12 protein-coding genes and 1 pseudogene are annotated in these 14,079 nt (G+C 51.8%); 10 read left to right on the forward strand and 3 right to left on the reverse strand.

All coding sequences use genetic code 11. From position 1 onward, the window contains the following. Positions 1-35 precede the first annotated feature (35 nt). The 6 genes and pseudogenes from IPI86_RS06360 (at position 36) to IPI86_RS06385 (ending at position 7,359) form a co-directional block, all read left to right on the forward strand. Complete coding sequence (locus IPI86_RS06360) at positions 36-1,397, forward strand: C39 family peptidase (protein ID WP_345297155.1); 1,362 nt, start codon at positions 36-38, stop codon at positions 1,395-1,397. A gap of 92 nt (positions 1,398-1,489) precedes the next feature. Then, a complete protein-coding gene (locus tag IPI86_RS06365; RefSeq protein WP_345297156.1) occupies positions 1,490-2,719 on the forward strand; it encodes an exonuclease SbcCD subunit D in 1,230 nt (409 codons plus the stop codon). A 52-nt stretch (positions 2,720-2,771) separates the two neighbouring features. Then, positions 2,772-4,055 (forward strand): MFS transporter, encoded by a 1,284-nt coding sequence (locus IPI86_RS06370; protein ID WP_345297157.1) that lies wholly within the window; start codon positions 2,772-2,774, stop codon positions 4,053-4,055. A 108-nt stretch (positions 4,056-4,163) separates the two neighbouring features. Further along, positions 4,164-5,189: a hypothetical protein gene (locus IPI86_RS06375; RefSeq protein WP_345297158.1), complete on the forward strand. Its 1,026-nt coding sequence runs from the start codon at positions 4,164-4,166 to the stop codon at positions 5,187-5,189. Positions 5,190-5,290: 101 nt separating this feature from the next. Continuing rightward, positions 5,291-6,689, forward strand: a pseudogene (gene icd, locus IPI86_RS06380) (NADP-dependent isocitrate dehydrogenase); the annotation flags it as partial. 322 nt (positions 6,690-7,011) lie between these two features. Then, entirely contained in the window at positions 7,012-7,359 is a 348-nt protein-coding gene (locus tag IPI86_RS06385) for a DUF1304 domain-containing protein (RefSeq protein WP_345297159.1), read from the forward strand. Positions 7,360-7,438: 79 nt separating this feature from the next. Here the strand turns inward: IPI86_RS06385 and IPI86_RS06390 are convergent, their stop codons facing one another. From IPI86_RS06390 to IPI86_RS06400, 3 genes are all read right to left on the reverse strand, one after another. Continuing rightward, a complete protein-coding gene (locus tag IPI86_RS06390; protein ID WP_345297160.1) occupies positions 7,439-8,851 on the reverse strand; it encodes a c-type cytochrome in 1,413 nt (470 codons plus the stop codon). Between the two features lie 83 nt (positions 8,852-8,934). Further along, positions 8,935-9,594, reverse strand: a complete 660-nt coding sequence (locus IPI86_RS06395) for a cytochrome b N-terminal domain-containing protein (RefSeq protein ID WP_345297161.1) — start codon at positions 9,592-9,594, stop codon at positions 8,935-8,937. Positions 9,595-9,596: 2 nt separating this feature from the next. Then, complete coding sequence (locus tag IPI86_RS06400; RefSeq protein ID WP_345297162.1) at positions 9,597-10,094, reverse strand: ubiquinol-cytochrome c reductase iron-sulfur subunit; 498 nt, start codon at positions 10,092-10,094, stop codon at positions 9,597-9,599. A 302-nt stretch (positions 10,095-10,396) separates the two neighbouring features. On the opposite strand from IPI86_RS06400, the gene IPI86_RS06405 reads away from it, so the two are divergent. The 4 genes from IPI86_RS06405 to IPI86_RS06420 all read left to right on the forward strand — a co-directional run bounded on the left by IPI86_RS06405 (position 10,397) and on the right by IPI86_RS06420 (position 13,797). Further along, positions 10,397-10,771, forward strand: a complete 375-nt coding sequence (locus tag IPI86_RS06405; RefSeq protein ID WP_345297163.1) for a hypothetical protein — start codon at positions 10,397-10,399, stop codon at positions 10,769-10,771. 140 nt (positions 10,772-10,911) lie between these two features. Then, positions 10,912-11,208 (forward strand): hypothetical protein, encoded by a 297-nt coding sequence (locus tag IPI86_RS06410; RefSeq protein WP_345297164.1) that lies wholly within the window; start codon positions 10,912-10,914, stop codon positions 11,206-11,208. A gap of 79 nt (positions 11,209-11,287) precedes the next feature. Next, positions 11,288-13,081: an FAD-dependent oxidoreductase gene (locus IPI86_RS06415; protein ID WP_345297165.1), complete on the forward strand. Its 1,794-nt coding sequence runs from the start codon at positions 11,288-11,290 to the stop codon at positions 13,079-13,081. Between the two features lie 8 nt (positions 13,082-13,089). Then, a complete protein-coding gene (locus IPI86_RS06420) occupies positions 13,090-13,797 on the forward strand; it encodes a succinate dehydrogenase iron-sulfur subunit (protein WP_345297166.1) in 708 nt (235 codons plus the stop codon). Positions 13,798-14,079 lie beyond the last annotated feature (282 nt).

Here is a 14,079-nt window from a genome sequence, read left to right on the forward strand (position 1 = left end):
AAGATTGCAAATTCAATTTGCTTTATAATCCATCCATGAACATGAAAGCAAAATTCAATAAATATTGGTTGATTCCCATTGCGCTGCTGCTTGCCATCGGCGTTTATTACCTTCCGCCTGTTCACAGCCGCCTCGCCTGGCGCGTGGACGCCGTACGTGTGCAAATTATTTACTTCTTCAACCCGCCCGATGAAGTAGTCTTCGAACCCAGCGGAGAAACACCGCTCACCGTCGAAACGGCCCTCGCCACCGCGCGCGCCGAATACATGCTGACTCTCACCCCGCAGTTCACACCGACCGTCACTCCCACAACCGGACCAACTGCAAGGCCCACGATCACATCCACACCCCTGCCTGCGGCAGTCAATTTGGAAGGCGTCGTTTACGTAGACCAGCACGAACGCTGGAATTATTGCGGTCCCGCCAATATCACCATGGCCCTCAACTTCTGGAGCTGGAAGGGCAACCGCGATGATGTGGCAAAGATCGTCAAACCCGGCTCGGGCGATACGAAAGTCAATTTCATCGACCGCAGCAAAGACGATAAAAACGTCATGCCATACGAACTGGTGGATTTCGTCAACGAGAACACCGAATACCGCGCGCTCATGCGCCACGGCGGCGATGAAAATCTTGTCAAACGTTTGATTGCCGCGGGATTCCCCGTGGTTGTGGAAAAAGGTTATTACGAACACGACACCACCGGCAAAATCAGCTGGCTCGGACATTATCTCTTCACCACCGGCTACGATGACGCCCGCGGCGGATTCATCGTACAGGATGCCTACACCAAACCCGGTAAAAACCTTCTGAGCGATTACGCCACCTATCTGGAAGGCTGGCGCGCTTTCAATTATCAATTCATGGTCGTGTACCCACCAGAACGTGAAGCCGAGGTGCTGGCTCTGCTCGGTCCATGGGTGGATGAAAATTGGGCGGCCCAACATGCGCTCGAACTCGCCGAAAAAGATATTCAAAGCCTGAACGATAACAACATGTTCTTCGCCTGGTTCAACAAAGGCACCAGCCATGTCCTCCTCAAACAATACGTGGATGCCGCCACCGCATACGATCAGGCATTTTCCACCTACGCCAAATGGGATGAGAAGGAACAGGAACGTCCCTATCGCATCATGTGGTACCAGACCGGTCCGTACTTCGCCTATTACTATTCCGCCCGTTATGCCGATGTCATCAGTCTGGCCGACACAACACTCTTCGACCCCGCCAACAAGAAAGGCCGCACGCTCGAAGAGTCCCTGCTTTGGCGAGGGCGTGCCTACTACATGGCAGGCAATACCCAGGCCGCCATAGACGATTACCGCGCCGCATTGCGAATCCACGTGAATTGGGGTCCCGCCGTGCAGGCGCTTCAAGACCTCGGATTACAGCCGTAAGTTGTTGGCAAGTTATCAGGTCAACAGGTTTGAAGGTTAACTTGATAACTTGCCAACCTTCAAACCTGCGAATGAATCGCAGATGGAGTTGAATGAGAGTCCTACATTTCGCCGACGCACATATTGACATGGCCAACTATGGCCGCCACGACCCGCAGACAGGGCTGCCCATGCGCGTGCTTGATTTCCTCAAGTCGCTGGATACGATCGTGGATGCGGCCATCTCTCAAAAAGTGGACCTGGTCATCTTTGCGGGCGATGCGTATAAAGACCGTTCCCCCGCGCCGACGTTTCAACGCGAATGGGGTAGGCGCATCATGCGTTTGTCACAGGCGAAGGTTCCCACTTTATTGTTAATTGGTAACCATGATATTTCCCCGGCGGCGGGGCGCGCCCATGCCTTGCAGGAATTCAAAACCCTGCAAGTGCCGTTCGTGAAAGTGCTGGACCAGCCCAGTTTTCTAAAACCCGAAGATTTGTGGGGACTGCCCATACAGGTCATCGCCATGCCGTGGGTCACGCGTTCGGGGTTGATGGCTAACCTCGAAATGAGTGGAACCGAAACCGAGCAGATCTACTCGAACATCGAAGAACGGATCGCAGGCCTTGTGGACGAATGGGTCAGTGAAGCCGATAAAAACCTGCCGATCATTTTCACGGCACATGCCTCCATTGAGGGCGCGAAGTTTGGCGGTGAAAGACTCGTGATGCTTGGCAATGACCTCGTGCTTTCAGGTAGTTTGGTGAAGAATCAAAGATTCAATTATGTGGCAATGGGACACATCCACAAGCCGCAGGATGTGAATGAAGGCTATCAGCCGCCGGTGGTTTACCCAGGCTCCATCGAGCGCGTGGACTTTGGTGAGGCAAAGGAAGACCGTTTTTTTGTCATTGCTGAGATTGAGAGCGGAAAAGACACGCAGGTGGAGTGGGTCCAACTCACAGGGGCGAGAAAATTCATCGACCGCCGAACAGTTCTCAGGTCCAATGAGAACGTGACCGAAGCCCTTAAAGACGCATTGCCCAACCCGAAGGAAATGTCTGAGGCTATCGTCCGCCTGTCGGTTGAATATCCAAGAGAATGGGATACGTTGATCGATGAAACGGCTTTGAGAAAATACACCGAAGATGCCTTTGAATTTCATCTCGTGAAGCGGCCGCAAAGTGAGGCGCGTGTGCGCATCCCTGAAGGCCAGGTGGTAAGCAGTTTGAGTCCACTCAATCTGCTGGCGCAATATTTCGATGCCGCCAAAGTAAAAGACGCCGACGCGTTGAACAAGCTCGCACAGGAGATCATTTCAGAAGACGTACTCGACTCTTGACACCTGACACCTGACAATTGATACTAGGGCATCCTATCGCCGCGAGGTATTCATGTCAAAAGAGAATTCACGTTATCGCTGGTTCGTCGTTGCCGTTTTCTTTTTCTTTATGCTGCTGCACCAGACCGATAAGTTGATGATCGGATCCCTGCAAGTAGAGATCAGCGAAGATTTTCAACTCAATAACAAGCAATGGGGATTGATCAATTCGGGCGCGCTGATCGTAGCCACCATTCTCTACCCGATCTGGGGATATTTATACGACCGTTTTTCGCGCACAAAACTACTCTCCCTGGCTTCCTTCATTTGGGGCGGAACCACATGGCTCAATGCCATTGTGCGCACCTATGGAGGTTTTCTTTTTACACGCGCATCCACAGGCATTGACGATTCATCCTACCCCGGGCTGTTTACTCTCATCGCCGATTATTTCGGCCCTAACCTGCGCGGAAAAATTTATGGCATCCTGCAGCTTGCACAGCCGCTGGGATATCTGGTCGGCATGATCCTCGCGTTGATCGTCGCGCCGATGCTGGGAAGCTGGCGCGATGTGTTCTACATCACGGGGTCATTGGGGTTGGTGCTCGCCGTGCTGATCTATTTCGGCGTAAAAGAAATGCCGCGCGGACAGGCCGAGCCCGAATTCGAGAACATGCCTGAAATGCAGACCTTCAAATTCTCATGGGCTGAAGCCAAAGAGATCTTCAAAAAGAAGACCATGTGGTTCGTTTTCCTGCAGGGCTTTGCGGGCGTCTTCCCGTGGAATGTGATCACATTTTTCTTCTTCGCCTATCTTGAAAAAGAACGCGGCTATGATGCGAACAGCATTCTCTTCACAATGGCGCCTGTCATCCTCATTCTCGCCAGTGGATACTTCATCGGCGGTGCGCTCGGCGACATGGCCTTCAAACGTTCGAACAAGGGCCGCATCATTGTTTCCAGCATCGGCGTTTTACTTGGTGCATTGTTCATGTATCTCGCCATTACCACACCCATCGAAGCCAAGAATCAATTTTTCATTTTGATGTGTCTCACCGCCGTTTTTATGCCGCTTTCATCGGCAAACGTCATCGCCACGGTTTATGATGTCACTGTGCCCGAAGTCCGCTCTACTGCGCAGGCTGTGGAATATTTCATCGAAAACGCGGGCGCAGCCTTCGCCCCCATCCTCACAGGTTTCATCGCAGACGCCTACGATCTGAAGACCGCCATTCTGCTCATTTGCACGGCGGCATGGCTCTTATGTTTCTTCTTCTATCTCGGCGCGATCTTCACCATCGACAAAGACTCGCACGACCTCCGCAATCAAATGGCAGCCCGCGCAAAATCCATGTAACATGCACATCACGCAGATCGATCTCAATAACAAAAGGCAGGTGGAGGATTTCCTCCATTTGCCTTTTCCATTTACAGGGATATTCCCCAATGGGTGCCGCCTCTGCAAATGGACGAACGCATCCGACTTAACCCGAAGCGGTTTCCGTTCTACAAGCATTCTCATGCCGCATTTTTTATCGCTTACGAAGGAATCCACCCAATTGGCCGCCTCGCCATCCTCGACAATCGTCCCTACAATGAGTTCAACCATGAAGTCACTGCATTCTTTTATCTCTTTGAATGCGAAAACGACATCGCTGCTGCACAGGGATTATTCAATGCAGGCTTCGCTTGGGCACATTCACGCGGCCTGACCAAAGTCATCGGCCCGAAAGGCTTCACCCCCATGGACGGTTTCGGGCTATTGATCAAAGGCTTTGAGCACCTCCCCGCCTTTGGTCTGCCCTACAATCCCGATTATTATCCCGCCCTCCTGGAAGCCTGTGGATTCGAACCCGACCGCGATGCGGTCTCAGGCTACCTGGGCACCGATATTCAATTCCCCGAACGCATTCACGAACTGGCGGAACGCATCGCCCAACGCCGCGGATTGCACATTGCCCGTTTCAAAAAGCGCTCCGACCTGCGCGCACTCGTCCCAAAGTTAAAAGATTTATACAACAATGCCCTGCGCGGCACGGCAGGCAATGCGCCCATCTCCGATGAAGAAGCCGAGACTCTCGCCAACCAAATGATCTGGTTCGCAGACCCGAAACTGATCAAGATCGTGATGAAGGGCGAAACGCCCGTTGGGTTTTTGTTTGCCTATCCCAACATGTCCCTCGCGTTGCAGAAGATCAAGGGAAAGCTTTTCCCCTTCGGCTGGCTGACCGTTTTGCGCGAACTCAAGCGCACCGACCATCTCGATATCAACGGGGCAGGGCTCATCCCAGAATATCGCGGATCGGGCGGCATGGCCATTTTGTACAGCGAAATGTTCAAATCTGTGAAAGAAAGCGGTCAATTCCGCCATGCCGAGGTGGTTCAGATCGGCGTGGAAAACGAATCCATGCAGCGCGATCTTGAAAACTTCGGGGTGGATTTTTACAAGGTCCACCGAACCTATCAACGGTCCATGAAAGATGCGGCTTGAATTCCGCAAAAGGCGGGAATGTCGTGACAATCGTCACTGAAAGCAGGAAAAGTCAGCATGTTATAATCCGCATAAATTTTCACAAACCAAAAGAGGAAGACATGGCATACACAAACGTAAAAGTCCCTGAAGGTGGGGCAAAAATCTCGATTCACGATGGAAAGTTGAACGTTCCGAATAATCCCATTATCCCGTTCGTTGAAGGCGACGGCACGGGCCGCGACATCTGGCGCGCTTCGGTGCGTGTGTTCGATGCGGCCGTGGAAAAAGCCTACGGCGGCAAGCGCAAGATCCACTGGATGGAAGTCTACGCGGGCGAGAAGCCGTTCAAGATGTTCCAGAGCTGGCTGCCCGATGAAACCACCGAAGCGTTCCGTGAATTTTTGGTGGGCATCAAAGGCCCGCTTACCACCCCGATCGGCGGCGGCATTCGTTCATTGAATGTTGCGCTCCGCAAGTTGTTGGATTTGTACGTTTGCCAGCGCCCTGTGCGTTGGTATCAGGGCGTGCCTTCCCCCGTGAAGCACCCCGAGCATGTAGACATGGTTATCTTCCGCGAGAACACGGAAGATATTTACACCGGCATTGAATTCCAATACGGCACCGAAGATAACAAGAAATTCATGAGCATATTCAAGGAAGCATTCCCGAAGGAATATGCGAAGATGCGCTTCCCTGATACCGCGGGCATTGGCATCAAGCCTGTTTCTGTGGAAGGTACTGAAAGACTCGTCCGCGCTGCGATCCAATGGGCGTTGGAAAACAAGCGCAAGAGCGTGAACTTTGTTCATAAAGGCAACATCATGAAGTTCACCGAAGGCGCGTTCAAGGATTGGGGTTACACCCTTGCCAAGCGCGAATTCCGCAACCAGATTGTCACCGAGCGTGAGACCTGGATTTTGGGTAACAAAGAATCCAAACCCGGTTATGAGCGTGGAAGATAATGCCAAGGCAATCGACCCCGGCTTTGACATGATGTCTCCTGCCCAGCAGAACGACATCAAGGGCGAAGTGGAAGAAGCCTTGAAGTTGTGGGATACCCACGGCGACGGCAAGTGGAAGAAGATGCTGCTCATCAAAGACTCCATTGCTGATGTGAGCTTGCAGTTCACACTCATCCGCCCGCGCGATTATGATGTCATCGCCACCTTGAATCTCAACGGCGATTATCTCTCCGATGCGTTGGCTGCGCAGGTCGGCGGCATTGGTATTGCTCCGGGTGCGAACATCAACTATGAGACGGGTCACGCCATCTTTGAAGCGACTCACGGCACCGCGCCGAAGTACGCCGACCTGGACAAGGTCAACCCCGGTTCGGTCATTCTCTCGGGTGAGATGATGCTGCGCTACATGGGTTGGGGCGAAGCTGCTGATTTGATCGTCAAAGGCATGGAAGGCGCTGTGGCTGCCAAGACCGTCACTTATGATTTCGCCCGCCTGATGGATGGCGCGAAGGAGATCAAGTGCTCCGAGTTTGGCGATGCCATCATCAACTGGATGGATAAGGAAATCCCTGCGCCGAAGGCAGCAGCGGCTCCTGCCGCGAAGGCACCAGCCAAGAAGGTCGCAGCCAAAAAGACAGCAAAGAAGGTTGTTGCCAAGAAACCCGCAAAGAAGGCTGTTGCGAAAAAGGTTGTCAAGAAAGCCGTGAAGAAAGCTGGCAAGAAAAAGTAATCTACAAGTTTGAATCAAAAGATCGGGACCGAGGTCGGTTCCGATCTTTTTGTTTTGTGGGGTATCATCGTCGAATTGTCCTTCGACTACGCGCGCAAAATACGCGCTCCGCCTAGGACATAACTTTTTATTTTTATAAGGAGAAAAAATGAATATCGTTGTAAATATCATCACCGGTTTAGTAGCTGTTTTGCACGGATATTTCCTTATTCTCGAAATGTTCCTGTGGGAGAAGCCTGCAGGCCGCAAGTCCTTCCGCACCACGGCGGAGTTTGCGGCACAATCCAAAACGCTGGCGGCGAATCAAGGACTGTATAACGGCTTCCTCGCAGCGGGTTTGATCTGGGGCATTTTTGCAGGCGATGCAGTGAAGATATTCTTCCTGAGCTGCGTGATCATCGCAGGGCTTTTCGGCGCATACACGGTCAGCAAGCGGATATTTTATATTCAGGCTTTGCCCGCGATCATTGGGCTGGTGCTTCTTTTGGTGGTGTAGAATTATTTAACAAGCCCACATACAAAAAGAGTTCAGCCAAAAACGCTGAACTCTTTTTGTATCGAACGATTCGTTTCAGTTAAGGAGTTGTCGTGGCCTCGGGTGTCGGTATGGTGAAGAGTGCAGCAGCATCGATGGCTGTTTGGGGCATGCCATTCATGATCCAGCGGATGAAGACATCCACGATGTTGGGTTTGAGCGCGCGGTTGGGCGGCATGACGCCGATGAGTTCTTCCGCAGGCTTTTCAGGATTCATGATGGCATGTTCCTGAATGACTTGCAGGAGGTAACTGTTTTCATCACCTGCGATGATGTTGTTGGCGACGTTGTCACCTGTGGTGAGGATTTCCTCGTAGGAGGTCATCAGGTAATTGTTGTTTTCCTTGCCAGCGCGGTGACAGGAGATACAGTATCGTTTAACGATGGGTTGGATATGGACTTCATACGAAGGCACTTCGCCTTCCGCCAGCGGAGGGAACAGCGGCTTGAGCGCTTCAGCGGGAATCTCAAAGCGGTCATCCCACATGTAGCGCATGTACGTGACGATATAGTCGATCTCACTCCTGGAGAGTTCGCCGCCGTAGGCTTTGCCGAACGGGGTCATGCCCGCGTTGGGACGTCCGTAGGCGATGACTTCGTACATGGCGGAATCGGTGATGGTATAGAGCACGTCATGGCTGTTGATGGGTGTGATCTTTTCGCCTTCAAGACCTTCGACACCTTCGATAACCGCAACCGAACCATCGTCACCGTGGCATTCGGTGCAGTGGACGGAATATAAATCCTGCCCGGCGAATATCTGGTCCACGACGGTGTTGGCGACTTCGGTCTCTTCCACGGCGGGCGGCGTATGCAAGTTCATCACCATCCCTGAGACAATGACCATTGAAACAACGGTCAGGCCTGTCGTCCAGATGAAGAAGCGCGGATTCGTTTGCCTGGCGGTAAAGGATGCAATGAATAAAACGATCATTGCAACGCCGGGGATGGCGAGTCCCGCAGCCGCTTGCAACAAGCCCAATAGTTTCGATCCATCCGCAGAGACAGTCGGTATTTCAGACATCAAAGTTAGAAGGATAATGCCCACGACCATAATGGTCATAACCGAAATGGAGAGGGCGCGTTTTGCATAATGGCGGTCGGGGCTTTTTTCGATAAATGGCAGGAGTGTAAGCACGCCGACAGCGATACCGGGAATGAGCACGGTGGCAAGCCATTCGATTTTACCGAGCAGTGGAATTTGCCCATAAAGCGCGAGGAATTTGAAGAGGAAAAGGAAATACCATTCGGGGCGCGGAATGTAGGATGTATCGCTTGGATCAGCCTTGGGTTCAGGGGCAACACCGACAAAGCTTGCCAGTAAAACAAGCAGGATGAAAATGCCAAGTGAAACAACAACATCTTTGAAGATGCTATCGGGCCAGAAGCGCTCACCTTTATTTAATTCCTTTTCATACCGTGCGTTGATCTTCTTTTTGGTTTCTTCGTTCATGGTTGTATGCCTTGTATGGGGAAGCATCGGATTTTCTTTCTTCTTTCATCTTTTTACAAATGAAGGAAGAGAGAGGAAAGAAACTAATCTTCCTTTGTGGGGAAGTGCGACTCACCGTGTTTGATGATCAAAAACAAGTGGACGCCGATCAAGCCTGCCAGAACGGCGGGGATGATCCAGATATGTGCGGAGAAGAAGCGCTGCAAGGTAAGTGCGCTTAAATCAGGTCCGCCGCGCAGAGCTTTGAGAATGAATTCGCCGATGAAGGGAACGCTGCCTGCGATCTGTGTGCCGACCGTGGTCGCCCAATAGGCTTTTTGATTCCACGGGAGCAAATAGCCCGTGAAGCCCATACCAAGCGTGGCGAGGAACAGGCCGATGCCGATCAACCAGGTCAATTCGCGCGGGAATTTAAAAGAGGCGGTGATGAACACACGCAAAAGGTGAATAAAAACAACGATCACCATCAGGGTGGCACCCCAATGATGAATGCCGCGTATCAGCCAGCCAAATGCCACGCCTTCCATAATATATTGAACGGAATCATAGGCGTGATCGGGCGAGGGGGTGTAATAAACGGTAAGGAAAATACCGGTCAACCCCTGCAAAACAAAGAGGAAGAGGCTGGCTGAACCGAGGGTGTTCCACCAGTTGCCTTTCGGTTCAGGACGGTCAAGCAGGTTGGTGTACATGTCGTTCAAGCCAAGGCGTTCATCGAGCCATTCGTAAACTTTTTTCCACATGATCAGCCTGCCTTGAAGAAGATTTCAATTTGACCGTCTTCGGAAAGACGGAATTCATCGTACACATCCAGCGGGCGCGGAGGAGGACCGTCGAGCACCTTCCCATCCTTGCTGAATTTAGCGTCGTGACACGGGCAGAGGAATGCGTCTGATTCATCGCTCCAGTTCACGTTGCAGGCAAGATGCGTACAGCGGCTGTTGAGGATCAGCAGGTCTTTGGGATCATCCGATTTGCGGACGGCATACCCGCCAAAGGAGCTGGAAGTCCGTTCCCAGCCGTTGACCTGCACCCGTGTAAACGAAAACGGATAAGGTCTGTCAATTTGCATATCTTCGAATTTACCGATGGAAATCCATGCGTCTTTCCCGCCTTCCCGCAGGGCTGGATCAATTAAATACGACACCGAAGGTAACCCGAGTGCAACTCCGATTAAACCTCCGACGATCCCGGTGGTGACCTTTATAAAATCACGCCGGGAAAGCTCATTCGAACCTGACATGTACGCCTCCTTGGACTTTTTGTGAAAATCAATTTCTAAGCAAGGGAATATTAAGGCTGGTATTGTGTTGAATGAATTGGATTATAAAGGTCATTGTCCGCTTTATTATAGGATAGCTGAAACGAAATATGGATGACAATTGTCACCTTATTTTGCGGTTTCAAAGTTAAAAGAGTAAAATAGGCCCTTGTATCATAAGATGTCATAGGCGCATGAACCTGGAACCTGTCCGCAAAATGCGGGATTTGTCGCTCCATTTTCTGGAAAGACTCTTATGTAAAAATTCTTTCGAGGAGGCATAGATGGGCCTGAAAAGAAATGTCAGCCTATCCACGGGGTTGCGATACAAGGGGCAGGGTCCGATGTTGACGTTCATTCTGCACCGCATTGGCGGGCTGGGAATGGCGCTCTTCATTACCATACACATTCTGGCTTCGTTCCTGGGTGGAAAAGGCGGGGCGTTCGTAAACAGCATTTACGAGAACTGGGTCTTCCAGATCGTTATTTTCTTTTGCGTTTTGTTCCATGCCATCAACGGCTTGCGGATCACCATCCTCGACCTGTTCCCCAAACTGATCGACCATCATCGCGAAGCCATCTGGATCGAATGGGCGGTATTTATTCCCGTGTACAGCATCTGCGTCTTTGTCATCGTGAATACGGCGTTGGGAGGCTAGGATGACCACGAAATCAAGAACTCTTTCCATTAAACAACGCGGATTAACGAACTTCGAATCCATCATGTGGATCTTTACGCGCCTCTCTGCTTTGGCGATGTATGCTTTGATTCTCTTCGGCATGATCGGCGCCTTTGGTAATGGGCGCGCGCGAACAAATGAACTTTGCAGATGTGATGCGCTGGGCCTTCATGCCCAACGTCACCCACGTGCAAAGCACCGAGGTGCCAGACCTCAACCCGTGGTCAAACCCATTCTGGAAGTTGACCGCCAGTGCGCTGCTACTCGTTGCTGTAGCCCACGGCGTACACGGCCTGGTAGTCATTGCGGATGATTACATCACCAGCGAGGGCGGGCGCAAATTCGTCCGCTTGTTGAGCATCATCATGATGGCCTCCATGAGTCTCATGGGTTTGTACATCATTTGGACTTCGTAAAAATTCGACGAACGACAAAAGACGGAGGATGGAAGAACTCGGTCCTTCGTCTTTCGTCATTGGTCAATAGGAGTAATTCATGGCAAATGTTCATCAGTTTGAAGTGATCGTGGTCGGCGCAGGCGGTGCGGGACTCATGGCGGGTCTGTATGCATCGCGCGGCGCAAAGACCGCTGTGATCAGCAAGCTCTATCCCACACGCTCGCACACAGGCGCGGCCCAGGGCGGCATCTCTGCCGCGCTGGGTAACTACGAAGAAGACAGACCCGAATGGCACATGTACGACACCGTCAAAGGGTCCGATTATCTCGGCGATCAGGATGCGATCGAATTCATGACGAATGAAGCGATCGACGCCGTGCTCGAATTGGAACACATGGGCCTGCCGTTTGACCGCACCCCCGAAGGCCGCATCTCACAGCGACCGTTTGGCGGGCACACCAATAATGAAACTGGCAAACCCGTGAGAAGAGCCGCGCACGCCGCAGACCGCACGGGTCACATGATCCTGCAAACGCTGTACCAGCAGTGCATCAAGAACGAAGTGACCTTCTTCGATGAGTATCAAGTTCTCGATTTCATTATGGTGGATGGAAAAGCCGCAGGCGTCATCGCCATTGAGCTTGCTACTGGTGAGTTGCACAGTTTCCACGCGAAGGCTGTCATCTTCGCCACCGGCGGACATGGCCGCATCTTCGAAGTGACATCCAATGCCTATGCCTACACCGGCGACGGCGCGGCGATCCTGTTGCGTCACGGCATTCCGCTGGAAGATATGGAATTCTTCCAATTCCACCCAACGGGTATTTACAAGCTGGGCATCCTCATCACAGAAGGTGTGCGCGGTGAAGGCGGCATTCTGCTCAACGGCAACGGCGAACGCTTCATGCCGAAGTATGCCCCCACCGTGAAAGACCTCGCTTCACGCGATGTCGTTTCGCGCGCGATCTACACTGAAATCAAAGAAGGCCGCGGCATCAACGGCTCGAACTACGTTTATCTGGATATCCGCCCTGAAAGCGTGAATAAATTTGCAGCCATGGACGGGCGCACCAACCCCGATGGCACACCGTACACCATCACCGGTGAAACGGTCATGCAGAAAATTCCAGATATCGTGGATTTCTGCCGCGTTTATCTCGGCGTGGACCCCGTCACCCAGGTGATGCCGATTCAGCCGACAGCGCATTACACCATGGGCGGCATTCCCACCAACAAGTTTGGTGAAGTGGTGATAGATGACAAAGGCACGGCCTTCCCCGGTTTATTTGCGGCGGGCGAATGTGCTTGTGTATCTGTCCACGGTGCGAATCGATTGGGAACAAATTCATTGCTCGATTTGGTGGTGTTCGGAAAACATGCAGGCTTGCGCGCGGCGGAATATGCGAAGTCTGCGGATTACCAGAAAATGCCTGAGAACGCTGAAGCAGGCACAAGGTCCGCTTTGGAGACGCTGCGTAAGGGGTCTGGCAAGGAAAATGCGTTCGACATCGCCAACGAGATGAAGAAGGTCATGTTCGCAGACGTCGGCATTTATCGAAACGAAAAGGACATGCAGTCTGCGTTGGAAAAAGTCCGCGAACTGCAGGAACGCTTCAAGAATGTGACCGTGACAGACTCAGGCAAGATCTTCAACACTGAATTGCTGAATGCATGGGAACTCGGCAACATGCTTGAGATCGCAGAAGTGGTTGCGACAAGCGCATTGAACCGCAAGGAATCACGCGGCGGACATTCGCGCGAGGATTTCCCCGACCGCGATGATGCGAACTGGTTGAAGCATACATTGATCGCAAAGAAGAACGGAAAACTTGAGATCAATTACAAGCCTGTTGTGATCACCAAACATCAGCCGAAGGCAAGAGTGTATTAGAGGTAAACATGGAAGTTACAGTCAAAATTTTCCGTTACAACCCCGAAAAAGACCAGCGCGGCAACTATGTGACTTATAAAATAGAAGCCGATGAAAATGACCGCGTATTGGATGTGCTTGAATACATCAAAGGCAAAACCGACGGATCGCTTTCCTTCCGCCGTTCGTGCGCGCACGGCGTATGCGGCTCGGATGCGATGCGCATCAACGGCCGCAACATGCTGGCTTGCAAGGTTCTGATCCGCGATGTGGGTGCGAATATCACGGTTGAGCCGATCCTCGGCTTGAAGGTCAAGAAGGATCTGATCGTGGATATGGAGCCGTTCTTCGATAATTATCGGAAGATGCTTCCATACTTTATTAATGAAAGTCCGCTCCCCGCAGATGGCCGTGAACGTTTGCAAAGCCCCGAGCACCGTGCGCGTTTCGACGAAACGACCAAGTGTATTTTGTGCGCGGCCTGCACCACATCCTGCCCATCGTTCTGGGCCAGCGATGAATATTACGGCCCGGCGGCCATTGTTACAGCGCACCGCTTCATCTTTGACAGCCGCGATGAAGCCGCAGACAAACGCTTGCAGGTCCTCGCGGAAACAGACGGCATCGCCCGTTGTCATACCGCGTACAACTGCACCGAAGCCTGCCCGCGTGAGATCAAGATCACCAAAGCCATCGGCGAAGTAAAATTGGCGATCATTACCGGTAAATTGGACTAAATACAAAACGCTTCTAGCCTCACCCCTGAAACTGGTCTTTTCAGGGGTGAGTTTGTTTTTAACGAATGCAGTATGAAAACTAAAAAGACTTTGCCACAAATTTTCAAATTCATTGCATTGAGCCCTCTGTACCTCAGTAGTGAAGAAACACAAGGCGGAATCCTAAACTATGCATATAAGTGGGGGAATCAAACCTGTCTGGACAGCAACAAAAGTTGTTTTTTAGCTTGACTCTTTGTCGAATCTCATTAAAATCAAAGATATACTTATCAGAAATGCAAA

This window comes from Candidatus Villigracilis affinis, from assembly GCF_016705895.1.
GTDB lineage: Bacteria > Chloroflexota > Anaerolineae > Anaerolineales > Villigracilaceae > Villigracilis > Villigracilis affinis.

What these genes read in the sequence shown, in the direction of transcription:
- IPI86_RS06410 (WP_345297164.1), top strand. Translation starts at nt 10,912, where the DNA reads ATGGGCGCGCGCGAACAAATGAACTTTGCAGATGTGATGCGCTGGGCC.
- IPI86_RS06360 (WP_345297155.1), top strand. Translation starts at nt 36, where the DNA reads ATGAACATGAAAGCAAAATTCAATAAATATTGGTTGATTCCCATTGCG.
- IPI86_RS06420 (WP_345297166.1), top strand. Translation starts at nt 13,090, where the DNA reads ATGGAAGTTACAGTCAAAATTTTCCGTTACAACCCCGAAAAAGACCAG.
- IPI86_RS06390 (WP_345297160.1), bottom strand. Translation starts at nt 8,851, where the DNA reads ATGAACGAAGAAACCAAAAAGAAGATCAACGCACGGTATGAAAAGGAA.
- IPI86_RS06385 (WP_345297159.1), top strand. Translation starts at nt 7,012, where the DNA reads ATGAATATCGTTGTAAATATCATCACCGGTTTAGTAGCTGTTTTGCAC.
- IPI86_RS06375 (WP_345297158.1), top strand. Translation starts at nt 4,164, where the DNA reads ATGGACGAACGCATCCGACTTAACCCGAAGCGGTTTCCGTTCTACAAG.
- IPI86_RS06365 (WP_345297156.1), top strand. Translation starts at nt 1,490, where the DNA reads ATGAGAGTCCTACATTTCGCCGACGCACATATTGACATGGCCAACTAT.
- IPI86_RS06400 (WP_345297162.1), bottom strand. Translation starts at nt 10,094, where the DNA reads ATGTCAGGTTCGAATGAGCTTTCCCGGCGTGATTTTATAAAGGTCACC.
- IPI86_RS06405 (WP_345297163.1), top strand. Translation starts at nt 10,397, where the DNA reads ATGGGCCTGAAAAGAAATGTCAGCCTATCCACGGGGTTGCGATACAAG.
- IPI86_RS06370 (WP_345297157.1), top strand. Translation starts at nt 2,772, where the DNA reads ATGTCAAAAGAGAATTCACGTTATCGCTGGTTCGTCGTTGCCGTTTTC.
- IPI86_RS06395 (WP_345297161.1), bottom strand. Translation starts at nt 9,594, where the DNA reads ATGTGGAAAAAAGTTTACGAATGGCTCGATGAACGCCTTGGCTTGAAC.
- IPI86_RS06415 (WP_345297165.1), top strand. Translation starts at nt 11,288, where the DNA reads ATGGCAAATGTTCATCAGTTTGAAGTGATCGTGGTCGGCGCAGGCGGT.